This is a genomic window from Anaerostipes sp. 992a (genome assembly GCF_001940245.1).
Classification (GTDB): Bacteria; Bacillota; Clostridia; order Lachnospirales; family Lachnospiraceae; genus Fimousia.
Genome location: NZ_MJIG01000003.1, coordinates 522514 through 547677 on the forward strand (window position 1 = coordinate 522514; position 25164 = coordinate 547677).

Below are 25164 nucleotides of genomic sequence, written 5' to 3' on the forward strand. Positions count from 1 at the left end.
GATGCTGGCAAAATTAGAATTACAAATAGAATATGATTATAAAGAAAAGCTTTCATATCAGATATCTTCAGTTATGCATGGAATACTTATGGAATATGTATCATCTGACTATGGAGATAAACTACATTTGAATGGAACGAAGCCGTTTCATCAGTATGTATCTCAGATATCGGAGAATGGATTTCTATGGACAATTTGTACATTAAATCAAGAGGCAAAAGAGAATATTATTGATTCTTTAATCATTCAGAATCATTTTCTGATGAAACATAAGAATTTAGAGCTTACGGTAAAAAATCGAGAATTGACAGTGATCAGTTATGACAAGTTGATAGAAAAGTATTATTTTCAACAACAGCATCGAGACATTACCATTCAATTTGTAACACCTACAGCATTTAAGAGTCAGGGAAAGTATGTATTTATACCCAATATTAAGCTTTTATTGCAGAGCTTGATGATAAAATATGATGCTTTTTCAGATGAGACCAATGTAGGTGGTCAGGAAGTATTAGAACACTTTGAACAATATGCATTTATTAAAAAATATCACTTACGAAGTGTCAGATATTCTTTGGAAGGTGTTTGGATTTCCGGATTTTTAGGTGAAATAACCATTCGTATTAATGGACCGGAGCCATTGGTAAATCTTGCTCATATGCTGATAAGATTTGGTGAATATTCAGGAATCGGCATTAAGTGTTCTCTTGGAATGGGAACGATGATAGTAAAGGAGGGGAAGGGAAATGACAGATGATCAATTAAGAGTTATAGCTGGCGGATTGCTGCATGATATTGGGAAGGTGATTTATCGTGCAGCAGATCATAAGAATCACAGTGAGAGTGGCTATCAATTCTTAAAGGAAGATATAGGTATTAAAGAGAAAGAAATATTGAATCAGGTACGCTATCATCACTATAAAAGTCTGAGTCAGGCTAAACTGGATAAGCAATCTCTTGCATATATCATTTATATTGCAGATAATATTGCAGCAGCAATGGATCGAAGACAAAAAGATGATGGGGAAAAAGGGTTTCTTAGAGACATGCCTTTAGAAAGTGTTTTTAATATTATAAATGATAATGATGAGCAGAAACATTATATGCCAACAATGTTAGATGTCGAAGATACAATCAACTATCCTACAGAAAAACCAATTACTTATACAGAAGGTTTTTATGCAGGAATTCGCGAAAAGATTAAAAATTGTCTGATAGATTTTAAGATGGATGATGAACATATAAATTCTTTACTGGCGATATTAGAGTCTTCTATGACATTTTTGCCATCATCAACATCAAGGGAAGAACGAGCAGATATTTCTTTATATGATCATGTTAAGATGACAGCTGCCATTGGAAGCTGCATTTATGAATATGCACAAGAACAGGGTTATGAAGATTATAAAGTCGCCTTTGTAAAAAAAGCAGAACAGTTCTACGATCAAAAAAGTTTTTTGTTATATAGTATGGATATTTCAGGAATACAAGATTTTATTTATACGATTAACAGTAAAGGTGCTTTGAAGGGATTAAGATCTAGATCATTTTATTTAGAGATTATGATGGAACACTTAATTGATGAATTGTTGTTTCATCTTGATTTATCTAGGGCAAATTTGATTTATTCTGGCGGAGGACATGCATATTTGTTATTGTCGAATACAAAAAAAACAAAGGATATCATTCAACATTATGAAAAGGAAATAAATCAATGGTTTTTGGAATATTTTCAAACAGCTTTGTATATCGCAGGAGGAAAAGCAACTTGTAGTGCAAATGACCTCTGTAATAAGGTTGATGGTAGTTATAAAGCAATTTTTCGGGAAATATCTACAGAAATTTCTAAGAATAAAATGCACCGGTATACGGCAGACCAGATTCTTACTTTAAATAAAGAGGGTATTCCGGATGGAGAGCGGGAATGCAAGATTTGCCGAAGAAGTAGTAAATTAAAGACGGATGATGTGTGTGAAATTTGCTGGTCATTAGAAAAAATGTCGAGTGCCATATTGAATCGTGATGGTTCAGTTTCTTCTTTTTATACTGTATTAAACCGTAAGGAAGAGGGAGCTTTGCCTTTACCAGGAGATAAATGGCTGAGTTATGATAGTGAAAAGTCATTACGTAAACGGATGAAGGAAGATGATGATTATGTAAGAGCTTATAGCAAAAATCACATGTATTCAGGATTCTCCCTTGCGACAAAGCTATGGGTAGGCGACTATGTAAATGGGAATACCTTTGAAGAATTGGCAGAAAATGAGGAAGGAATCGAAAGGTTAGCGGTTATGCGTGCAGATGTGGATAATCTGGGACAGGCATTTGTGCAGGGGTTTGAACATAAAAAATATGGTGACAGGTATGTAACATTGTCTAGAACAGCAACGTTTTCTAGAAAATTGTCAATGTTTTTCAAATACCATATAAATGGTTTATTGGAACACGGTGAGTATATGCTTTCTGATCAAAGAAAACCAGGAAAGAGGAAAGCCGTTATCGTATATTCGGGCGGCGACGATGTATTCATTGTTGGACGATGGGATGACATCATTGGATTTGCTATTGATTTATATGACAGTCTGAAAAAATATACACAATCAAAATTAACTTTATCAGCAGGTATTGGCATTTATCCAGCAAAATTTCCAATTTCAGTTATGGCAAAAGAAACAGGTGTGCTAGAGGATGTGGCAAAACAACTCCCAGGTAAAAATGCGGTAGCGTTATTCCATAAAGATTTTATATTTCATTGGGATGAATTGATTGAAAAGGTTATAGAGGAGAAACTGAAATTATTGCAAGAATACTTTGAAGAATTCGATGAAAAAGGAAAGGCATTCTTATATCAGATTTTAGAACTTTTGAGAAATAGAAAAGATGATAAGATTAATATTGCTCGATATGCTTATCTATTAGGAAGGATTGTACCGGAATCAAAAGATAAGAATGAATCAAAAGAAGAAAAACGCAAAGAGTTATATGACAGGTTTTCAAGACAAATGTATCAATGGATGAGAGATGATACAGATGCAAAGGAACTGGAAATGGCGATTTACCTGTATGTGTATATGAATAGAACGAAGGAGGAGAAAGATGGGTAGAAGGGGATATTATGAAAAAAAGAAAATTAGTACAATTCTTTCAGAAGAAAACTATGTGGATATAGCAGAAGATATTATAAAAAAAAGAATAGTTAGAGATAACAATTATAAAATTAAGTTAACAACTTCTAAGATTAGAACTATCCTAGATTTATTTAATGAGATTCGTAATGATGTAATATATGATTCTCAAAAAGAATTGAGCAAGGATATAATTGGGCGTATTCAATATTTAAGATTAAGAATAATTTATGAATGTGGGAGAGAGGAAAACAAAGGAGTTGTTAAAGATTTCATTGAGTGTTCTGATATATTAAGTATAATAAAAACAATTGGTCATGATAAAAACAAATTTTTACTTTTAAGTAAATATATAGAAGGACTGGTGGCGTATCATAAATTCTATGGAGGAAAGGATAATTAGGGGTGAAATATGTTTAGTAAAATTATTATTTCAGGAAAGATAGAGGTAGTAACGGGAATGCACATTGGTGGTTCAACACAGTTTTCAGCAATTGGAGCGGTAGATTCACCTGTTATTAGAGATAGATATACTAATCTTCCAATAATTCCAGGAAGTAGTTTAAAAGGGAAATTAAGAACCTTGATTGCAAAAGCATATTCAGAAAAAGCAATGTTGGGAGGACATAATAGCGACCCAGAAGTTGTATTAAGACTTTTTGGCAGTTCTGAGAAGGGGAATATAAAGTCAAGTCGATTGATTTTTTCTGATATGATTTTATCTAATAGCGAAGAATTAAAAGAAATCGGAATTCATTCAGCAACAGAAATTAAATTTGAAAATGCGATTGACCGTCTTACTGCACTTGCGAATCCAAGACAGATTGAAAGAACGATCAGAGGTAGTCAGTTTGATCTTGAATTAATCTACAATGTGGAAGAAAAGGCTGATATTAACGAAGATTTTCAGGCAATAGCAGATGGATTGAAGCTATTACACTATGATTATTTGGGAGGACATGGATCTCGTGGTTATGGAAAGGTAAGAATTAAGGACATATATGCTGAGGTAGTTGTAGGAGATATTGATGCAGGAATAATGGAAAGCTGTAATAAGATTTTAGGGGAAGTATAAGATGAAATACAAAGTATTGAAACTGCAGTTTAAGACAGGATTACATATTGGAAATGGTCTTCTTTCTGGCAGTGAGTCTGTTATATATGCAGATACGCTTTTTTCTGCTCTTTGTCATGAAGCTCTGAATTTCCCTAATGGTATTAGGCATTTATATGAAAAATGTAAGACGAATAGGCTTAAATTTTCAGATGCACTTCCATTTATTGGGAATGCGTACTATGTACCAAAACCACTCCTTAGTATATCATCTGAGGATGAAGGAAATTCAGTAAAGAAGAAGGCATTCAAAAAATTAAAGTATATCCCAATTAATTTATTGCAAACGTATTTGAATGGGAATTTGGATGCAGAAGCAGAGAGCAAGAAATTTCAAGATTTTGGAAGTTATGAAATGAGAACCAGTGCAAAAGTTAATCGAGATGATGATGCTGAGCCTTTTCATGTAGGGTGCTATCACTTCAATAAAGGTAATGGTCTGTACATATGTGTAGGCTATGAAGAGGAAGAGGATTTTGATTATTTTTCAGAGCTAATGGAATGTGTATCATATGCGGGGATAGGTGGAAAACGAACCAGTGGATATGGTAAATTTAATCTTAAGGTAGTTCCAGTTCCAAAAGAATTAGAAAGACGTTTATCAGGAAACGTATATGCAGATTATATTTCTATATCCTTATCAATGCCACAAGAAAATGAATTGAAGAGGATATGTGGTAGTAGTAATTATCTGCTTATAAAAAGAAGTGGTTTTATTTCATCCCCATATTATGAAAATGAATTTCGAAAAAAACAGACTTTTTATGGTTTCGCATCTGGATCAATTTTCAATGTTCAGTTTGAGGGAGATATTTATGATGTATCTTGTGGAGGAAAGCATCCAGTGTATCAATATGCAATTCCATTTTTTATGGGGGTGAGCTCAAATGGTTAAGGATTATTTAAAACATTACCGTATTACATTGAAGACTCATGGTCCATTATTTATTGGTTCAGGGGAAGTACTTGGCAAAAAAGAATATATATACGATAGAGCAAATAAAAAAGCATATATTCTGGATACAAAGAAGATGTTTTCAGGTATGCTTAAAAACAGGATGGTATATGAATATGAAAAATATCTACTTAATGAATATCGTGATTTAGGTATATGGCTGCGTGAACACGGTATTCGTAAGCAAGAATATCAACAATGGAGCAATTATGTATTAGATTGTTCTGCTACTGAGATTGAAAGCAGAGAGAATCGTAATAAAGAAATACATCTTTTTATGAAAGATCAATATGGTAAACCATATATCCCGGGAAGCAGTTTAAAAGGTGCTATTAGAACGATTTTGCTTGGAAATGCGGTGATTGGTAATGCAGCATATAGCGATAACGCAGAATCAATTGTGAGAAATAGCCAAAGGAGAGTGAAGCAAAATAAATATCTACAACGAGAGATTAAGAATCTTGAAGTTGATGTATTCCATACAATTAAGCGTAAAGAAAAGTATGTGAAATCGAATGCTGTTAATGATGAATTGTCTGGATTAAGAATCAGTGATAGCAAACCATTGGAGACGGATTGTCTTGTTTTATGTCAGAAGATTGATCGTCATATAGAGGGAAAAGATAGAAATATGCCTCTTCTGCGTGAATGTATAAAACCTGGTGTTGAGATTACATTTGAACTTACAATAGATACATCTGTATGTAACTATTCTGAACAGGATATTCTTAATGCAATTAGTCGGGTATATGAAAGAAATTCTGCATTTTATAAAAAATTTGGTAACATTAATGATTCTGGAAATCATATGTTATATCTTGGAGGAGGTTGTGGATTTGTTACAAAAACAATTCAGTATTGCTTATATCCTGAAAAACGAGCAGTACAGATTAATGCAAATATTATGACGAAATTAACTCCTAGAAATCATGGACATGGAAAGGATATAAAATACCGTGTTTCTCCGCATGTGAAGAAATTGACCAGGTATTCTGGCAGAGAATATGAATTTGGGTTATGTGAGATGAATATTTCTAAAATGTAATCTATAAAAAGCATATGCTATAAGTTATGCGGCTGACTCATGAAAAAGGAATGCAAAACATGGGAAAACATCTTGTTGCACGCAACCCCTTTTATTATAGCTCATAAATTAAGGGGTTGCGGATCAGGGGTTTATTAGATTAGATCCCCGAAAGGGGACGGAAACCATCATTGCTTTAAGTTCTTTTGCGTTTATTGTAGTTTATTAGATTAGATCCCCGAAAGGGGACGGAAACTAAAGTCGCATACCAAACCCTTTGTTTACGGCAAACCTCTTGTTTATTAGATTAGATCCCCGAAAGGGGACGGAAACTCTAACCTTATTTTTTTGTTAATTGGTAAAAGCTAGTTTATTAGATTAGATCCCCGAAAGGGGACGGAAACGCCATTCTAGGATGGCTGTCCTCACACATTCTTTGCAGTTTATTAGATTAGATCCCCGAAAGGGGACGGAAACTATTTTTTGTCAGCCTTATTACGTCTGTACTTTTGGTTTATTAGATTAGATCCCCGAAAGGGGACGGAAACTGATATGTCCAAACGCTGGACATCTTAATCGCGTAGTTTATTAGATTAGATCCCCGAAAGGGGACGGAAACTCTTTCAATGTCATAGCATTTGCCGTTGTCATCATTGGTTTATTAGATTAGATCCCCGAAAGGGGACGGAAACTGTGTTGAGCATAACAAAAAGGTTGGTGAAGAGAAGGTTTATTAGATTAGATCCCCGAAAGGGGACGGAAACACGAAAACATTCGTTCCATAACGCATTGAACGCACGTGGTTTATTAGATTAGATCCCCGAAAGGGGACGGAAACGCTTTTGTCTCCTCGTTTCTACTGTATACCCTTCCTGTTTATTAGATTAGATCCCCGAAAGGGGGCGTTTTATAGGATAGCATGTTGACGATGGGAGGGATTCAATGAGTTATTTGTATGTAATGGAGCATGGGGCAACGATTCAAATTTTGGGAGGGTATTTTGTTGTCAAGTATAAGAATGGGATGGAGAAGAGGATTCCGAAAGAAACTCTGGAGGCCATTTCACTGTTTGGGAATATTTCCTTGTCTATCAATGTGATTGAAGAATGCTTAAGAAGAGGAATACCAGTTAATTATTATTCAAAAAGAGGAGCTTACTATGGAAGGCTGGAATCAACCAGACATGTTAATATTTTTCGCCAGAAAAAACAATTAGTTTTGTCTGATGATGACAAATTTTCTTTGGAGTTATCAAAAAGAATGATTCAGGCAAAGATACATAATCAAAAGGTAATTTTAAGAAGATATACAAAAAATACCAGTTCTAATACCAGTGATTGTATCAAAAGCCTCAATATTGCTGAATCCAAGGTAAAAGATGCAAAAAGTACTGATAAATTGATGGGATATGAAGGATATGCATCAAAAAGCTATTTTAAGGGATTGGAACAGATAGTTGGGGAAGAATTTCATTTTCACGGACGAAACCGTATGCCTCCCAAAGATCCGGTTAACAGCATGCTCAGTCTAGGATATACTATTTTAATGTATGAGATATATGGTCAGATTGAAAGTAGAGGTCTACATCCTTATGCAGGATTTTTGCATAAAGACAGGGAGAGACACCCCACTTTAGCCAGTGATTTGATGGAAGAATGGAGAGCAGTTATCATTGATGCTACTGTTTTAAATTTGATACGAAGTGAAGAAATAAAAGCAGATATGTTTGAAACCCTGGAGGAAACAGGAGGTGTTATTCTTAATAAGCAGGCAATGAAAGTATTTATTATGAGCTTGGAAAAGAAGTTGATGACAGAGATGAATTATTTAAAGTACATAGATTATCGATGTAGCTTTCGGAGAGCCTTTTGGCTTCAGATTGGTCAGCTGATCAAAGCAATTGAGGCAGAGAATCCAGAAATCTATGAACCAATCAGAATAAGGTGATAATGTGAGTTATGTAATTGAAAATTATTTTATGGATGATGAGGTTGTTGTAAAAAAGAAAAAGTATTTAATTCTCATTATTTATGACATTGTGAGTAATAAGAAGAGGGTTCAATTTGCAAAGTATTTAGAGAAATTTGGATTTCGTGTACAAAAATCAGCTTTTGAAGCTAGATTAACTCGAGAGAAATATGAAAAATTGATTCAAGGTATTGATGATTATGCCTCAGGTGAGGATAGCATACGTGTGTATAAACTGAATGGGTATGGTGAAGTAAGAATTTGGGGAACACATAAGGAAATCGATGACGAAGAGGTAATTATTATATGAGTCTTTGAGTATTTTCTACTAGTTTAATCCATGTTATAATTGATTTGGTAGATGGATGAAAGAGTAAAGACGAAAGAAATCATCTTTAAAAAATAAAAGGAAAGGATTTATAACTATGAAAGTATTATTATTAAATGGAAGTCCAAGAAAGGAAGGATGTACCTTTACTGCATTAACAGAGGTTGCATCAGCACTGCAGGCGAATGGAGTTGATACAGAGATTTTTCAGGCAGGAGATCCTACCGTGGAGAATGTCAAGGCAGCAGCTGAGAAATTAAAAGAAGCAGATGCACTGGTAGTAGGCTCTCCGGTATATTGGGCGTCCCCAAGTGGACAGATTATTACATTTATGGACAAATTATGTTCCATGGCAGGTCAGGATATGCTGCATAAACCGGCAGCTGCGGTTACATCTGCAAGAAGAGCTGGAACAACAGCAACGTTGGATGTGTTGAACAAATATTTCGCATTTTATCAGATGCCGATTATCTCTTCAAATTACTGGAATATGGTACATGGCAATGCACCAGAAGAAGTACGCCAGGATGAGGAAGGGCTTCAGATTATGCGTACCCTTGGGAATAACATGGCATGGATGTTAAAATGCATTGAGGCTGGTAAGAAGGCTGGAGTGACAATGCCAGAAATAGAAGAAAAGGTAAAGACAAATTTTATTCGTTAGTCATAAATAAGCAGGAAAAGTCCCCTTATCTGTATGAAAATCTACAGATAAGGGGCTTTTTTTAAAAATTGAAAAGTGTATAATTTCAAAAATATCATACAGAAATTATTATACACTAAGGAATAATTGGCTATTTCTCTTTAATAGTGTATAATTTAAGTAAGAGACAAAGAAAAAGAATCATACACTGTGGTTTCTGGACGGATTTACTGTATAAAAAATGATGGATTTACAGATTTGAGACAAAGGACTGTTTTTTGTATAGTAAGGACAGCTGGTAAGCACAGCGATGGAATAGGAGTTGCTTATGAAACTGAACAAAAAAGAAAAAGTATACGAATTTATCGCAGCATATTCATCTGAATACAAACATGATGAATATCCCAAATTTACTACGAATTTCTTATCTCAGAAGCTTGGCATGCAGAGAACAAATTTGAGTAGTATCTTAAACCAGCTTGTAAAAGAAGGAAAATTGATGAAAGAAAATGGACGTCCGGTATTATATCAATTTATCGATCTAGCAGCTGATGGAGAGTATCTTTTACAAGAATTGATTGGTTATGATCAGTCACTCAAAGAAGCCGTAGCCATTGCCAAGGCGGCAATCTTATATCCAGAGGGAAAACCGATGATCCTTATAAAAGCAGAAAAGGGATCCGGAGTGAAGTATTTTGCACAAAAGGTTTTTCAATTCGCTGTAAAATCCGGTGTAGTAAAAAACAGTACAATGCTATTATTATTTGACTGTCATGCTTATAAGGAAAATGAAGCATATGGCAAGAAGGTTCTCTTTGGAGATCAGGAGAAGGAAGGCTTACTGGATCAATCTCAGAATGGCATGTTGTTGATACAGAATATCGACTTGTTACCAGGATATGAGCAGGAAATGATTTTTTCCTGGAAGCATCGAGGAATTATATTATTCCATACAGATACCGATGAAAAAAAACAGAATCGGGTGAAATCATTGGAGCATATGGATTATACCATTTACATTCCGTCTTTAAAGGAGCGGACGATGGAAGAAAGATTTCAACTGGTTCAGAAATTCTTTCAGGAAGAGGCAAGAAACTTAAAGCGAAATATTGAGGTAGACAGTAGTATTTTAAATGCATTGCTCTTATATGATGTCAGGGAAAACATCAGAGGGCTGAAAACCGATATTCATACTGGCTGTGCCAACTGTTATGTAAGAACAAGGAAAAGCCGGAACCGTTTTATTGAAATCCAATTGGCAGATTTTCCAATTGATGTGAGAAAAGGGGTGCTCTATTATCGGGTCCGAAAGGAAGAAGTAGATACCTTCATATCTAAAGACTATAAATACGCTTTTACAGATGCAACGATGCTGAAAAAGCAAAAGAGGCAGGAAGAGCAGGAGGCAAAGAGTATTTATCAGTCCCTGGACCATCGTAAGAAGGAATTAAAGAAGCAGCACATTACCGAAGAGGAGGTCGATGCAGTCGTATCGACAGAGCTGTATTCCAACTTTGCCAAGTACTGTCAGGAATTAAGTAAGAAGGTTCAAAGCCGCAAGGATCTGGAGAAATTTGTCTCTGATAAATTGATTTATCATGTGGAAGAATTTTTAAAGCTGGCGGAGCAGACATTAGAGCAGACGTTTGATGAGAAGATGCTTTTTGTAATCTGCCTGCATATGAATTCCTGTTTTGTACGTGTGACTACAAAGCAGCGAATATCCAATGAAGAGATACAGCAGCTGGTAGTTACGTATCCTTATGAATACCAGCTTTCGAAGGACTTTATAAAAAGTATGGAGCAGGAGTTTGGAATTCATCTGAATGTAGATGAGATTATGTTTCTCATGCTGTTCTTGATTCAAAACAAAAGAGAAGTGATACAGAGAGTCGTTACCCTGGTGGCTATGCACGGCAGTACGGCAGCAACTTCGATTGCAGAGACTGCCAATGCGATGGCTAATGAAAGCACTACGTATGCCTATGATCTTGCATTGGACAAGGACATCAAGGCAGCCTATGATGAGCTAAAACAGATGGTCATAAGCATTCATCAGGGAAAGGGAATTTTACTCATATATGATATGGGCTCCATTAGGACAATGGCAGAATCCATTGCTATTGAGACGGGGATACCGATTGAATTTTTGGAGGTCCCGATTACCCTGCTATGTATTGCAGGCAGTAATCAGGCCTCCGAAGATAAGGATTTAAATGATATCTCCCAATATCTTCAGATGAATTTTGAGCATATACAGCATGTCAGAGATAATAGAAATAAAAATATTTTGGTTCTCCTATCTTCTGCCGCAGGAAACATAACTCTTGCAAGGCACCATATAGACCGAAATATGGAGTGGAAAGATATGGAGGTTGTTTCCATTATCAGCGAGGATATGAATGATATCTATAATCAAATCGGCAGAATCTCAAGAAAGGGAAAAATAACCGGGATTATCGGAGATAGTGATCCAGGTCTTGCACAATATCCATTTACTACCATAAGTCATCTTCTGGAAATGGAAAAGATAAAAGTGGAAGAATTATGGGCAGAACCAGAAGAAGCGTTGAATACTGGGGTATCAGAAGCATTTGAGTATCTGAAAGATCAGTTTACACAGATTGATATGGATAAGATGGAGATTTATCTAATGAATTTTATTCATCAGTTGGAGTATGTATTAGATATGACCCTCAATGAAGATCAGCAGATTGGATTGATCATCCATATTGTTTGTCTTATTGACCGGATCAATCACGATTATACGCCATCCATTAACTTTATTGCCTCTGATATCATGAAGGAACATAAGGAACTGGTGATGCAGGTGAAGAAACTGCTGGAGCCAATGGAACATGAATTTCACGTATATATTAACGATGCTGAAATAGCAACGATTATATCAATCATTCGGAAATAGAAAGAGGTATATATGAATAAAGAAGAATTAACAATGATTAGCTTTGAAATCGTTTCTTATGCTGGAGATGCAAGATCTAAATTATTGCTTGCACTGGAAAAGGCAAAACAGGGATTATTTGAAGAATGTGATGCTTTAATAGCAGCAGCTAATGAATGCCTGGTAAGTGCTCATAATGCACAGATGGATGTGATGCAGGCAGAAGCCAATGGTCAGGACGTGGAGATGGGATTTATTATGGTCCATGCACAGGATCATTTGATGACTTCACTTTTGTTTAAAGATATTATTGGTTCATTGATTGATGTATATAGAAAGTAGTCATATAAGGGGGATATTTGTATGAAAAAGTTAATTAAGGCAATTGAAAAATTAAGACCTTATTTTGATGTGATTGCTAGAAATCGATATTTAAAGGCAATTAAAGATGGATTTATTTCCGCAATGCCAATTGTATTATTTTCCAGTATTTTTATGCTTTTGGCATATGTTCCAAATATTTTTGGGTTTTACTGGAGCAAGGCAACAGAAGCGATTCTCTTAAAGCCTTATAATTATTCCATGGGTATTTTAGGCCTGGTGGTTGCAGGGACAACAGCAAAGCATCTGGCAGATTCTTTTAATAGAGATATGCCGGTAGATAATCAGATTAATAATATTTCTGCATTAATGGCTGGTATGGTTTCCTTCCTGGTGCTTGGCGTGGATTCCATCGAGGGAGGATTTAGCTCCGGTTATATGGGATCTAAAGGGTTGTTAACAGCATTTGTAGTTGCTTTTATGGTAGGAAATGTATACAAATTCTGTATCAAACGAAATATTACCATTCGTATGCCAGATGCAGTACCTCCAAATATTTCTCAGACATTTAAGGATGTCATTCCATTCGCAGTATGTGTGATCATCGCAACCGTTGCAGATGTATTATTTAGAAAGTATATTGGTGTATGCTTTGCACAGTTCGTTATCGAAGCGTTTCAGCCATTATTTGCTGCTGCAGACGGTTATGTTGGTCTTGCGATCATCTATGGAGCAATGGCTATGTTCTGGTTTGTTGGTATTCAGGGTCCGGCTATCGTAGAGCCTGCAGTTGCAGCTATCTATTATGTAAACATTGCAAATAACCTGGAATTATATCAGGCAGGCGAGCATGCATATAATATTTTAACTCCTGGTGTACAACAGTTTGTTGCCACTTTGGGAGGAACCGGTGCTACTTTGGTGATTACTTTTATGTTTGCATTTATGGCAAAATCAAAGGAATTAAAAGCAATTGGACGAGCTTCATCCGTACCAGTTCTCTTTGGTGTTAATGAGCCGATCTTATTTGGAGCACCATTGATTTTAAATCCGGTTTTCTTTGTTCCTTTTATCTTTGCACCGATCATCAATGTATGGATCTTTAAGTTCTTTGTTGATTTTATCGGAATGAACAGTTTCTTATATGTATTGCCATGGACAACACCGGGTCCGATTGGTCTGATCTTAGGATGTGGAATTGGCTTAAAGGTTATTTTACTTGCAATTCTTCTGCTGGTCGTTGACTTCGTAATCTATTATCCGTTCTTCAAGGTATATGACCATGAAAAGATGGAAGAGGAAAAAGAGAAGAATCAGGATGCAGTGGAAGAAGAAGAAAAACAGATAGAAATCGATAGCAATACATTAAAATCAAAACGAATCCTTGTTCTTTGTGCAGGAGGTGGAACAAGTGGGTTATTGGCAAATGCCTTAAAGAAAGCAGCACAGGAAAAAGATATTCCATTGATCAGCGCAGCTGGTGCTTATGGGGCTCATATGGATATTATGAAAGACTATGATCTGGTCGTATTGGCACCTCAGGTAGCATCCTTCTATGGAGATCTGAAAAAGGATGCGGACCGTATGGGAATTAAATGTGTTGCCTGTGAAGGAAAACAATATATTAGCTTAACACGAAACCCAGAAGAAGCACTTAACTTTGTATTTAAAGTGTTGGAGGAGAAAGAATAATGAAATTTTCAAATGATTTTATTTTTGGTGGAGCAACAGCCGCTTATCAGTGTGAAGGCTGTACACAGTCTCATGGAAAAGGGAAAGTAGCATGGGATAATTATTTAGAAAAGCAGGGAAGATTTCTTGCAGAGCCTGCCAGTGACTTTTATCATAAGTATCCAGTTGACCTTACATTATGCCATCAGTTTGGAATCAATGGCATCCGTATCTCTATTGCCTGGTCCAGAATCTTTCCAGATGGAGAGGGAAAGGTAAATCAGGAAGGTGTAGACTTCTACCATGCAGTATTTCAAAAATGCCATGAAGAAGGAGTAGAGCCATTTGTAACCCTGCACCATTTTGATACACCGGATGCTTTACATAGCAAAGGAGATTTCTTAAACAGACATACCATTGATTGTTTCGTGGAATATTGTAAATTCTGTTTTGAGGAGTATAAGGATGAGGTTAGTTATTGGTTTACCTTTAATGAAGTATGGCCGATTTCCGTAAATCAGTACATCTGTGGAACCTTCCCTCCTGGAATTCGTTATGATATCGATCAATGTGTCAGATCCATGCACAATATGATGGTTGCACATGCAAATGTAGTGATAGCTTTTCATGAAGGAAACTATCCAGGAAAAATAGGGGTTATCCATTCATTGGAATACAAATATCCTTATGATGAGACAAAAGAGGGAGATCGCTTAGCAGCTAAGAAGGAAGATGTTCTTGCGAATCAGTTCTTGCTGGATGCTACTTTTTTGGGAGAGTATAGTGATGATACATTAGAAATCATTGATCAGCTGATGGAGATGAATGGAGCAGCCTTCCATCCAGAACCAGAAGATATGAAGATTTTAAAAAAGGCGGCCCAATATAATGATTACCTTGGAATCAACTATTATCAGAGCCAGTTCATTAGGGAATACCATGGAGAAAACGAAATCTTTCACAATGGTACGGGAGATAAGGGAACCTCTGTATTCCGCTTAAAAGGCATTGGAGAACGAATGTTCAAGGAAGGAATCGACCGTACCGATTGGGATTGGCTGATCTATCCAGAAGGACTTTATGATATGATCATGCGGATCAAACGTCAGTATCCAAATTATAAAGCGTTATATATTACCGAAAATGGAATGGGTTATAAGGATGATTTTGAAGATGGAACCATTGATGATCAACCTAGAATCGATTATATCAAACGACATTTAGAAGCAGTGGGTCAAGCCATTGAAGAGGGTGCAAACGTCAAAGGATATTTTGTATGGTCCTTGATGGATGTATTCTCCTGGTCTAATGGCTATAACAAACGCTATGGATTATTCTATGTGGATTATGAAACTCAGGAGAGATATGCAAAAAAATCTGCTTATTGGTTCAAAGAAGTTGCAGAGAAAAAAGAGGTATAGCGATGATCACGTATAGAGGAGTAATCTTTGATTTTAATGGGACTCTGTTCTTTGACAATGATAAGCATGTGCTTGCCTGGAATGAAATATCCCGTATCTTGCGAAATTGTGATATTACAGAACAGGAATTGCATGAAAAATTTAATGGGACGCCCAATGATCAGATCATTCGTTATATGACAAATGATACTGCCAGTGATGAGGAAATAAAAAAATATTCTCTATTAAAAGAGGAATACTATCGTAAATATTGTGAAAACGATAAGGAAACCTTTCATTTGGTACCAGGAGTGGAAGAATACTTCCACTCCCTGACGAACAGAGGAATTCGATTTACCATTGCCAGCGCTTCCATTAAGGAAAACATCGACTTTTTCAGAAAATCCTTTGGGCTGGATCAGTGGATTCGCCCAGAGCATCTGGTTTATGATGATGGGACCTATAAGAATAAAGTTCAAATGTTTCTCAATGCAGCAAAGATAATCGGAGTTCCAATGGAAGAGATTTTGGTGTACGAGGATTCTTTTTCCGGCATTCAAAATGCATATACGGCCGGATGCCGAAAGATCATTGTAATCTGTGAGAAAGAAAAAGAGGAGGAATACCGCAATCTTCCTGGAGTTGTAAAGACCATTCAGACATTTTTAGAAATTAGTTTGTAAAAAGTAGTAGAGAAGGACCGACATCCATATCCGTAACAGGGGGATGTCGGTTTTTTTATCCTTTTGCCATAATTTTCTATCTTTGTGTTACAATAGATATAGGAATAGGAGAAGGAGAGTGATGGGATGAAGTATTCTGAAGATGCCACAAAGCAATATCATATTCAGGTTGGAAAAGGAGAAATCGGACGCTATGTTATTTTACCAGGAGATCCAAAGCGATGTAAAAAAATAGCACAATACTTTGATGATGCCAGATTGATAGCGGATAGTCGCGAATATGTGACCTATACAGGGTATCTGGATGGTGTTAAGGTGAGTGTAACATCTACAGGAATTGGTGGTCCATCTGCAGCCATTGCCATGGAAGAACTGGTTATGGCTGGGGCGGATACTTTTGTTCGAATTGGTACAAGCGGGGGAATGCAGCTGGATGTAAAAAGCGGAGATGTGGTGATCGCCAGTGGAGCTATACGGATGGAAGGCACCAGCAAAGAGTATGCACCGATTGAATTTCCAGCGGTTGCCAATATTGAGGTTGTCAATGCGTTGGTAGAATCTGCTCGTCAGATGAATGCTATATATCATGTTGGTGTAGTACAATGCAAGGATTCTTTTTACGGACAGCATTCGCCTGAGACAAAGCCAGTGAGTTATGCACTGATGAATAAATGGGAAGCATGGAAACAGCTGGGATGTCTTGCCTCTGAGATGGAATCGGCGGCTCTTTTTGTGGTTGCAAGCAGCTTAGGAGTAAGAGCGGGATCCTGTCTTCTTGTAATGGCGAATCAGGAAAGGGAGAAAGAGGGACTGGATAATCCGGTAGTGCGAGATACCGATATAGCAATCTGCTTGGCAGTAGAAGGAATTCGTAAGCTGATAGAAACGGATAAAGCAAATGGAAGATTGGAGGAATCAGAATGGAAGGAAGGATAGCCAGGGAATTGATTTCCGTTGCCTTTAAGCAATTGGAGTATTCCTATGCCCCATATTCACATTATAAGGTTGGTGCGGCACTTTTAACTGCAGAAAATCAGATTTATACAGGCTGTAATATTGAGAATGCGGCTTATACGCCATCCAATTGTGCGGAAAGAACAGCCATATTTAAAGCAGTCAGCGAAGGAATAACGCATTTTAAAGCAATTTGTATTGTAGGTGGTACGGAGGGAAGGGTGACAGATTATGCACCGCCATGTGGAGTTTGCAGGCAGGTAATGATGGAATTTTGTAATCCAGAGACATTTGAGGTGATACTTGCGATAAATCAGGAAAAATATCAGACATTCCGGTTAAAAGAGTTGTATCCAATGGGATTTCAGCTCTCTCATCTACAGAACGAGAGGAGATAATAGTGATGAAAAAATATCAGAGAATCTTTGTCATTGTGATGGATTCATTAGGAATCGGAGCAATGCCGGATGCTGAGGATTTTGGCGATATCGGGGCCAATACCCTTGGTCATATCTCAGAGTCGGTAAAAGAATTCTATATCCCGAATTTGAGGAAGCTTGGCATGTCGAATCTGACACCTCTTAAGCAGGTTGCGAAAGAAGAGAATCCTCTTGGGTATTATGGGGTTTTGCGCGAAAAGAGTAAAGGGAAAGATACTATGACTGGGCATTGGGAGATGATGGGATTGGAGATTACTAGTCCGTTTCAGACCTTTACGGAAAACGGCTTTCCTGAGGAACTGATCAAAGAGTTGGAGTTACGTACCGGTCATAAAGTTATTGGAAATAAAAGTGCCAGCGGTACGGAGATTTTGGATGAGCTTGGGGAAGAAGAAATTCGTACCGGACATATGATCGTATATACATCTGCTGATTCAGTATTACAGATTTGTGGCAATGAGGAGACGTTCGGCTTAGAGGAACTATATCGTTGCTGTAAAATTGCCCGGGAACTTACCATGAAGGGTGAGTGGAAGGTTGGAAGAGTCATTGCAAGACCATATGTGGGAAAGAAGAAGGGCGAATTTGTAAGGACCAGTAATCGCCATGATTATGCCTTAAAACCTTTGGGAAAGACAGTGTTAAATAGTTTGAAGGAACAAGGGTATGATGTCATCTCTGTTGGTAAGATCAATGACATTTTTGATGGAGAGGGTATTACACAGACGAATAAATCGAAATCTTCTATTCATGGCATGGAACAGACGATAGAAATCTGCAAGAGAGATTTTACAGGGTTGTGTTTTGTCAATTTGGTGGATTTTGATGCCAAATGGGGACATCGAAGAAATCCTCAGGGTTACGCCGATGAGATTCAAAAGTTTGATGTGAAGTTAGGAGAACTTCTGACCAATCTGCGTGAAGATGATTTGTTGATTATTACGGCAGATCATGGAAATGATCCAACGTATGCGGGAACAGATCATACGAGAGAGAAGGTTCCATTCTTGGCATATGCGAAGTCAATGAGGGAAAACGGGGAACTGGAAGAACAGGAGACTTTTGCAGTCATTGGAGCCACGATTGCAGATAATTTTCAAATATCCATGCCGAAAAATACCATTGGCATCTCTTTATTAGAGAAGCTGATATAGGAAGCTATACAATAAAGAAAAATACCGTTTATTTCATTAAAATTGTCAAATATTACAGCAATTTTGAGAATTTAGTTGCTAAAAAACCTAATTTATCCTATAATAATTATAGGTGAAATTGAATGAAAAAATGTTATAAATATTTAATTTATTATGTATTTTTAACAAATAATATATATGAAGGAGGAAGGCATATGGAACTTAAGAAACTCATTTATACAGTGGATGATGGAATTGCTGTGATTACAATGAACTATATGAAGAATTTGAATGCCATTGATGAACAGATGGCAGACGAGCTTATGTATGTTGTTGATCAGGCAGAAAAAGATCCAGATGTAAAAGTTGTAGTACTAAAGGGCACTGATCGAGCATTCTCAGCAGGCGGCGATATCGGCTATTTCTATCAGCTGATTCAGGCAGGCGGAGAAGTAAATATGGACGGATTGATTGCAAAAGTTGGTGTTGTTGCAGACGGCTTAAAGAGAATGAGCAAAATGGTCATTACATCTGTATGTGGTGCGGCTGCTGGTGCTGGTGTCAGTCTGGCCTTGGGTGGAGATTTTATGATCTGCGCGGACAATGCTAAGTTTATTCTGGCATTTGTAAACTTAGGATTGGTTCCAGATACTGGCGCTACCTATCTCTTATCCAAAAGTATTGGTGTAACCAGAGCATTAGAACTTGCTGCTACAGGTCGTCCGGTTGGAGCAGAAGAGGCAAAGGCTTTGGGACTGGCTTATAAGGTTACGACGAAGGAAGAACTTGACGAAGTAACGATGAAGTTTGCGAGAAAGCTTGCGGCGGGTCCACTTCTTTCCTATAAAAATATTAAGAAACAGATTTATGATGCAAATTATGCGGATTATAAGAAGTGGCTGGATGAGACAGAGATTCCAACTCAGCGTGAATGTGCAGCATCCATGGATTTTCAGGAAGGATGTAAAGCATTTATGGAAAAGAGAAAAGCTCAATTCGAAGGAAAATAGAAAAGCTCAATTCGAAGGAAAATAGTTTCATATGGAGCTTGTTAGTTTTCGATGTTTTTATTAAAGAAAGGTGGTATCTAAATTGCGTTCAAAGGTAGTGACTAGAGACGAAGCTCTCACAAAGATTAAAGATGGTCAGACAATTATGTTTGGTGACTGGCATGGAGAACTCTCTGCAGAAGAGATCATCACTGGTATGCTTGAGAAGGGTGTAAAGGATATTGATGCCATTGCTGTATCTGCGGGTATGCCTGATCAGGGACTTGGCAGACTGATCGTAGAACATCGCGTTAAGACTCTGGCTACTACGCATATTGGGTTGAACCCAGTGGCTCGTGATCAGATGTTAGCAGGAGAACTTGAAATTGAATTTGTTCCTCAGGGAACATTTGCAGAACGTATTCGCTGTGGAGGAGCTGGACTTGGTGCCTGCATTACTCCAACTGGTGTTGGTACAGATGTTGAAATTGGTAAGCAGAAGATTACGATTGATGGTAAGGAATATCTTGTTGAATTGCCAATGCATGCAGATGTGGCAGTGATCAAAGCATGGAAGGCAGATACCATAGGAAATGTTGCTTTTCGATTGACTGGAAGAGCGACCAACAGCTATATGGCATTTGCAGCCGATACGGTTATTGTAGAAGTAGAAGAATTGGTTGAGGTTGGGGAACTGGGACCAGATGATATTGATGTTCCAGCTCCAGTGATTGATATGGTATATGTTCGGACTGGCGAGAAGAAACCATTCTGTCCAATGTGGCAGCGTGCCAGAGCAAAAGCAGAAGCGGAAGGAGGTAAATAGGAATGGCAGGATTGACAGGACGTAAGCTTATTGCAGCTCGCTGTGCTAAGTTTTTTAAAGATGGAGATTTTGTAAATCTTGGAATTGGTCTTCCCCTGATGTGCGTGAATTATTTACCGGAAGGTGTGGAACTCTGGCTGGAGGCTGAGATCGGTATCGTTGGATGTGGTGCAACTCCAAAATGGGAAGATGCAGATCCTGATATCATCGACGCCGGTGGTCAGCCAACATCTATTATCAAAGGCGGATGTGTATGTGATCATGCCACTTCATTCGCATTGATTCGTGGTGGACATATTGATGCTGCAGTACTTGGAACACTTCAGGTTGATCAAGAAGGAAATATAGCCAACTGGACCATCCCTGGCAAACTGGTTCCTGGTATGGGAGGAGCAATGGATCTTTGTGCTGGAGTAAAGAAGATTGTCGTAGCAACAGACCACTGTGAAAAGAGTGGAAAATCAAAGATCCTAAAGAAATGTACCCTTCCATTGACCGGTGCAAGATGTGTAACGGATATTGTAACGGAGAGATGTTATTTTGAGGTAACAGAAGAAGGACTGGTTCTTCGAGAACTGGCTCCGGGATATACGGTAGAGGATATCCGTGCATGCACGGAAGCAGATTTTATTGTGCCAGAGGAAATTGGTGTGATGGAATAACAATCTGAAATACAAGAAATTCTGTTGGTGCTGCAAAAGGCACCACATATCTAAAGAGGAAGTCCCTGCAGGAATTGAGAACCTGCAGGGACTTTGCTCTTTCCAAGTAATATCTTATAAATATTTTTCCCCATATCCGTAGTTTTCTACCACATAATCGATATCTTTATCTCCACGGCCGCTTAAGCACACGAGGATAGAGCCTCGCTTCATTTCCTGGGCTTTTCGGACTGCATATGCGACAGCATGGGCACTCTCGATGGCAGGGATAATACCTTCATAACGGGATAATTCGAAGAAGGCTTTCATGGCTTCATCGTCATCTACGGTTTCGTAGGTAACTCTGCCAAGATCGTGTAAAAAGGCATGTTCTGGACCAACGGATGGATAATCCAGTCCACTGGCAATGGAGTAGACAGGAGCAGGTTCTCCGGCATCATCTTTTAACATGATACTTTCGAATCCATGCATCACACCTTTTTCTCCATAGGTCATAGAAGCGGCATGGTCACCTAGCTTTTTCCCTCGCCCTAATGGCTCAACCCCAATAATATCAACAGGTTCGTCTATAAATGGAATGAACATACCGATGGAATTACTTCCACCTCCGACACAAGCGCAGACCACGTCTGGAAGAAAGCCAGTCATCTCTTTAAATTGATCCTTTGCCTCATAACCAACAACAGACTGAAAGTCACGGACCATTAGAGGAAATGGGTGTGGGCCGAGAGCCGAACCAATACAGTAGATAGAATCCTTATAGTTTTTCGCATAAGAAGCAAAAGCAGAGTCAACGGCTTCTTTTAATGTCTTCAAGCCGTGACTGACTGGAACTACATTGGCACCTAAAATTTTCATTCGGGTAACATTTGGTGCCTGCTTGGCAATATCTACTTCACCCATATGGATTTCGCATTCTAGTCCAAAGAAAGCAGCAGCTGTTGCAAGAGCAACACCATGTTGTCCGGCACCGGTTTCGGCGATCAGCCGTTTCTTACCCATAAACTTTGCCAGAAGTCCTTCACCCATACAGTGATTTAGCTTATGTGCACCGGTATGGTTCAAATCTTCCCGCTTCAGATAAATCTGGCAGTTGCCATAAAGCTTTGACAATCGTTCACAGTGATAAACGGGGGTAGGTCTTCCCTGAAATTCCTTACGAATTCTGCGAAGCTCATGAATGAATTGTGAAGAATGGCAGATGGTCTGATATGCTTCGGAAATCTCTTCAAATGCCGGTTTTAATTCATCTGAAAGATAAGCACCTCCATATGGACCAAAACGTCCATTCTGATCAGGGTAGTTTCTTAAATATGTTCTATAATCCATAAAATATACCTCCTATAAAGTTTTTCTTTATAATGTGATAAAGGGGGTTTTAAAAAATTTTATATGTATATTATTGATATACTTCGTGAATGAAATGAATAAATTCATCCTTTTCTGCTTCCGTATCTAATCTGGCTGTCCACATATGATTTCCCATGGCTCCGGAAATAGCTTCTGGAATTTCCTCATCTAAGACGATCTTTCCAGCAAAACGCTGACGAATCTCATCTGCAGAATGAACATATGGTTTGCCGTATCGCTGACTTGCATATACTGCAAAATATTTTTCTTTATTTAAGTCCACATAGGTTTTATCATATACGACCATATCAGCCCAGATGCTATAGACATCTACACTGTTGGCATAATTGTACATATCCGGAGTCCATCCACCAGCAGGGCGCATATTTACCTCCAGTGCTACGATATCCCCTACGTTTCCAAGTCCTTCTTTGGCTTCTGTCAGACGGAAAAATTCCAGATGGAAGAAACGACTTTTTACTCCAAAGGATTTTACCGTAGCACGTCCTTTTTCACACAAGTCAGATGGAAGTGCGTTGGCTGTATAGTAAGACAGATGGTCTTTCTTATTTACGATATCTGCGATGCTTTTTGGCCAGGATACTACAGATTCGAAGATGATGTCTCCATGGCTGTCAGAAATACCGTCATAGGACCAAATATCACCGGAGATGAATTCTTCCATGATATATTCCACATCCTGTTTGGTAGAGTAAAACCATCGCATATCGTCTTCGTTGCTTAGCTTATAGCTATCCTCTGCACCCATTCCGCCATCTGGTTTTACAAATACCGGATACCCAACGGTGTTGGCAAAGGCAAGACCTTCTTCCAGATTCGTTACCATATGGTATCTGGCAACTGGAACACCAGCCTGTTCGTAGAATTTTTTCATGGTTGATTTGCGGCGTACATTGGCAACCTGAGCGGTGTGCATGCCAGTTGTGATATTGAAGTCTTCACGGAGCTTGGCATCCTGTTCCAGCCAGTACTCATTATTGCTTTCCAACCAGTCGATTTTACCATATTTATGGGTAAAGTATCCCATCGCACGGACCATCTGGTCGTAGTCTTCCATATTCTCAACGCGATAATATTCGGTTAAACAGGATTTTAGCTGGTCAGAGAGGCCTTCATATGGAGCATCTCCAATTCCAAGTACATTGACACCTCGTTGATGTAATCTGTCACAGAAATTCCAATAGGAATTTGGAAAATGGGGAGAAATAAATACAAAATTCATAATATTTTTCATTCCTTTCTTTTCACTTCTATGGATACTTCTATGGATAAAGAATCCATTTGTTTACACTAATTATAAAATATTCTAACATAAAATGAGTATTTTCACCATTCCTATTTAAGCTTTGGTGCATTCCTTTTTGGACGGACGGATATTTTGCGTGTAGTGTTGGTAATGTTTCAGAAGAAATGTTGCGGCAATATATAGAAAACCAGGGCTGGCATGAGTGGTTAAGGGAAGTGGATAAATTTGCCCTTACAAATGCCATATACAACATGGATTCCGTTTATCAGAAGTTTTTCAAAGAACATGCAGGATATCCTAAATTCAAAAGCAAACATGATGGCCACAAGTCTTATACGACAAATTTTACGAATGGAAATATCAGTGTAGATTTTGAGTCCGAGAAGATAAAACTTCCAAAACTGAAACAGCTCAGGGCAAAACTGCAAAGGAAATTAGCGCATAAAGAGAAGCGAGGCAACAATTATAAAAAGACAAAGAAACAGATCGCATTATGTCATGAGAAAATAGCAAATACCAGAAAGGATTATCTGCATAAGCTGTCCCATGAGATTATCAGCGAAAACCAAGTGATAATCTCTGAGAATCTGCACATAAAAAACATGGTAAAAAATTCATCATCTGGCGAAATCCATATCGGATGTATCGTGGTATGAGCTGACCAGGCAGCTGGAGTATAAAGCGGAATGGAACGGTAGTTCACATGGGCTGGTAGTTTGGCTGTTCTGATTGCTATAGGGAAATAGCTGTTGTATAATAGAGAAAATAAGAGGCGAAAGGAGCGATTGTTAAGCAATCAAAAATATAGATAAATATGTTTATATGTGATGCAATGTGTTTATAAAGAAAGGAGAATTATTTATGAACACATCAAATATCACAAATTATAAACCAAAAGATTTTGCTGAATTACTTGGAGTGTCAGTAAAAACTCTTCAACGTTGGGACAGAGATGGAATTCTCAAAGCAAATCTTACTCCAACTAACAGAAGATATTATACTTATGATCAATATTTACAGTTCAAATGATATAAGGGACACAGTAATATATGCAAGAGTTTCTACAAGAAATCAAAAAGATGATCTACAAAATCAAGTAGAGTTTTTAAAACAATTCTGTAATGCAAAAGGTATTATTGTAAATCAATGAAACTCTTTCACCGAATGAAGAATTAGTTCAAGATATTATATCAATCTTACATGTGTTCAGTTGTAGATTGTATGGATTTCGCAAGTATAAAAATCAGATAAAGGAGGATGAAGAAATTGCTAAAGAGTTATAAAACGGAAATAAATCCAACACAAGAGCAGATACGAAAGATAAATAAAACAATCGGTACTTGTAGATTTATTTATAATTTTTATCTTGCCCATAATAAAGAACTTTATAACAAAGGTGAAAAATTTAT

24 protein-coding genes, 2 pseudogenes and 1 CRISPR repeat array are annotated in these 25164 nt (G+C 37.6%); of the genes and pseudogenes, 24 read left to right on the forward strand and 2 right to left on the reverse strand.

Annotated elements, in window-relative coordinates:
- Window position 1 precedes the first annotated feature (1 nt).
- The 20 genes from cas6 to BHF69_RS04295 all read left to right on the forward strand — a co-directional run bounded on the left by cas6 (window position 2) and on the right by BHF69_RS04295 (window position 21138).
- The gene (gene cas6 / locus BHF69_RS04200; RefSeq protein WP_075669809.1) at window positions 2–757 is read left to right on the forward strand and encodes a CRISPR-associated endoribonuclease Cas6; all 756 of its coding nucleotides are present in this window, start codon (window positions 2–4) and stop codon (window positions 755–757) included.
- Window positions 747–3104, forward strand: a complete 2358-nt coding sequence (cas10, locus tag BHF69_RS04205; RefSeq protein ID WP_075669810.1) for a type III-A CRISPR-associated protein Cas10/Csm1 — start codon at window positions 747–749, stop codon at window positions 3102–3104. Before cas6 ends, cas10 begins: the two co-directional genes overlap by 11 nt.
- Entirely contained in the window at window positions 3097–3528 is a 432-nt protein-coding gene (csm2, locus tag BHF69_RS04210) for a type III-A CRISPR-associated protein Csm2 (RefSeq protein ID WP_075669811.1), read from the forward strand. The genes cas10 and csm2 overlap by 8 nt, the downstream gene beginning before the upstream one ends.
- Before the next feature lie 9 nt (window positions 3529–3537).
- Entirely contained in the window at window positions 3538–4200 is a 663-nt protein-coding gene (gene csm3 / locus BHF69_RS04215) for a type III-A CRISPR-associated RAMP protein Csm3 (protein ID WP_075669812.1), read from the forward strand.
- 1 nt (window position 4201) lies between these two features.
- A complete protein-coding gene (gene csm4 / locus BHF69_RS04220) occupies window positions 4202–5134 on the forward strand; it encodes a type III-A CRISPR-associated RAMP protein Csm4 (protein ID WP_075669813.1) in 933 nt (310 codons plus the stop codon).
- On the forward strand, window positions 5127–6239 hold the full coding sequence (gene csm5 / locus BHF69_RS04225; RefSeq protein WP_075669814.1) for a type III-A CRISPR-associated RAMP protein Csm5: 1113 nt from the start codon (window positions 5127–5129) through the stop codon (window positions 6237–6239). The genes csm4 and csm5 overlap by 8 nt, the downstream gene beginning before the upstream one ends.
- A gap of 129 nt (window positions 6240–6368) precedes the next feature.
- Window positions 6369–7129: direct repeats of the CRISPR family, unit length 37 nt; unit sequence GTTTATTAGATTAGATCCCCGAAAGGGGACGGAAACT.
- Between the two features lie 31 nt (window positions 7130–7160).
- A complete protein-coding gene (gene cas1 / locus BHF69_RS04230; RefSeq protein WP_075669815.1) occupies window positions 7161–8165 on the forward strand; it encodes a CRISPR-associated endonuclease Cas1 in 1005 nt (334 codons plus the stop codon).
- Window positions 8166–8169: 4 nt separating this feature from the next.
- Window positions 8170–8496, forward strand: a complete 327-nt coding sequence (gene cas2 / locus BHF69_RS04235) for a CRISPR-associated endonuclease Cas2 (protein WP_242946106.1) — start codon at window positions 8170–8172, stop codon at window positions 8494–8496.
- Window positions 8497–8611: 115 nt separating this feature from the next.
- On the forward strand, window positions 8612–9178 hold the full coding sequence (locus BHF69_RS04240; protein ID WP_075669816.1) for a flavodoxin family protein: 567 nt from the start codon (window positions 8612–8614) through the stop codon (window positions 9176–9178).
- 307 nt (window positions 9179–9485) lie between these two features.
- A complete protein-coding gene (locus tag BHF69_RS04245) occupies window positions 9486–12080 on the forward strand; it encodes a PRD domain-containing protein (RefSeq protein WP_075669817.1) in 2595 nt (864 codons plus the stop codon).
- Window positions 12081–12092: 12 nt separating this feature from the next.
- Entirely contained in the window at window positions 12093–12401 is a 309-nt protein-coding gene (locus BHF69_RS04250) for a PTS lactose/cellobiose transporter subunit IIA (protein ID WP_075669818.1), read from the forward strand.
- Between the two features lie 21 nt (window positions 12402–12422).
- Window positions 12423–14072: a PTS lactose transporter subunit IIBC gene (locus BHF69_RS04255; protein ID WP_075669819.1), complete on the forward strand. Its 1650-nt coding sequence runs from the start codon at window positions 12423–12425 to the stop codon at window positions 14070–14072.
- Window positions 14072–15472 carry a 6-phospho-beta-galactosidase gene (gene lacG / locus BHF69_RS04260; protein ID WP_075669820.1) on the forward strand — a complete coding sequence of 467 codons (1401 nt, stop codon included), beginning with the start codon at window positions 14072–14074 and terminating at the stop codon, window positions 15470–15472. Before BHF69_RS04255 ends, lacG begins: the two co-directional genes overlap by 1 nt.
- 2 nt (window positions 15473–15474) lie before the next feature.
- A complete protein-coding gene (locus BHF69_RS04265) occupies window positions 15475–16134 on the forward strand; it encodes an HAD family hydrolase (protein WP_075669821.1) in 660 nt (219 codons plus the stop codon).
- A gap of 126 nt (window positions 16135–16260) precedes the next feature.
- Entirely contained in the window at window positions 16261–17070 is an 810-nt protein-coding gene (udp, locus tag BHF69_RS04270) for a uridine phosphorylase (protein ID WP_075669822.1), read from the forward strand.
- The gene (locus tag BHF69_RS04275) at window positions 17055–17486 is read left to right on the forward strand and encodes a cytidine deaminase (RefSeq protein WP_075669823.1); all 432 of its coding nucleotides are present in this window, start codon (window positions 17055–17057) and stop codon (window positions 17484–17486) included. The genes udp and BHF69_RS04275 overlap by 16 nt, the downstream gene beginning before the upstream one ends.
- A gap of 5 nt (window positions 17487–17491) precedes the next feature.
- On the forward strand, window positions 17492–18682 hold the full coding sequence (locus BHF69_RS04280; protein ID WP_075669824.1) for a phosphopentomutase: 1191 nt from the start codon (window positions 17492–17494) through the stop codon (window positions 18680–18682).
- Between the two features lie 194 nt (window positions 18683–18876).
- Entirely contained in the window at window positions 18877–19671 is a 795-nt protein-coding gene (locus BHF69_RS04285) for an enoyl-CoA hydratase/isomerase family protein (RefSeq protein WP_075669857.1), read from the forward strand.
- An 82-nt stretch (window positions 19672–19753) separates the two neighbouring features.
- Window positions 19754–20476, forward strand: a complete 723-nt coding sequence (locus tag BHF69_RS04290; RefSeq protein ID WP_075669825.1) for a 3-oxoacid CoA-transferase subunit A — start codon at window positions 19754–19756, stop codon at window positions 20474–20476.
- A gap of 2 nt (window positions 20477–20478) precedes the next feature.
- Window positions 20479–21138, forward strand: coding sequence for a CoA transferase subunit B (locus BHF69_RS04295; protein WP_075669826.1), 660 nt, complete (start codon window positions 20479–20481; stop codon window positions 21136–21138).
- Window positions 21139–21252: 114 nt separating this feature from the next.
- Here the strand turns inward: BHF69_RS04295 and trpB are convergent, their stop codons facing one another.
- Both trpB and BHF69_RS04305 read right to left on the reverse strand, forming a co-directional pair.
- Window positions 21253–22467 (reverse strand): tryptophan synthase subunit beta, encoded by a 1215-nt coding sequence (trpB, locus tag BHF69_RS04300; protein ID WP_075669827.1) that lies wholly within the window; start codon window positions 22465–22467, stop codon window positions 21253–21255.
- A gap of 70 nt (window positions 22468–22537) precedes the next feature.
- A complete protein-coding gene (locus BHF69_RS04305; RefSeq protein WP_075669828.1) occupies window positions 22538–23731 on the reverse strand; it encodes an ATP-grasp domain-containing protein in 1194 nt (397 codons plus the stop codon).
- 131 nt (window positions 23732–23862) lie between these two features.
- On the opposite strand from BHF69_RS04305, the pseudogene BHF69_RS14805 reads away from it, so the two are divergent.
- From BHF69_RS14805 to BHF69_RS14705, 4 genes and pseudogenes are all read left to right on the forward strand, one after another.
- Window positions 23863–23949 (forward strand): annotated as a pseudogene (locus tag BHF69_RS14805) (transposase); the annotation flags it as partial.
- A 57-nt stretch (window positions 23950–24006) separates the two neighbouring features.
- Complete coding sequence (locus BHF69_RS13750; RefSeq protein WP_442855840.1) at window positions 24007–24411, forward strand: transposase; 405 nt, start codon at window positions 24007–24009, stop codon at window positions 24409–24411.
- A gap of 220 nt (window positions 24412–24631) precedes the next feature.
- Window positions 24632–25038: pseudogene (locus tag BHF69_RS14810) on the forward strand (IS607 family transposase).
- On the forward strand, window positions 25013–25164 hold a 152-nt coding region (locus tag BHF69_RS14705; protein ID WP_158022551.1), incomplete at its 3' end, for a helix-turn-helix domain-containing protein. The pseudogene BHF69_RS14810 and the gene BHF69_RS14705, both read left to right, overlap by 26 nt.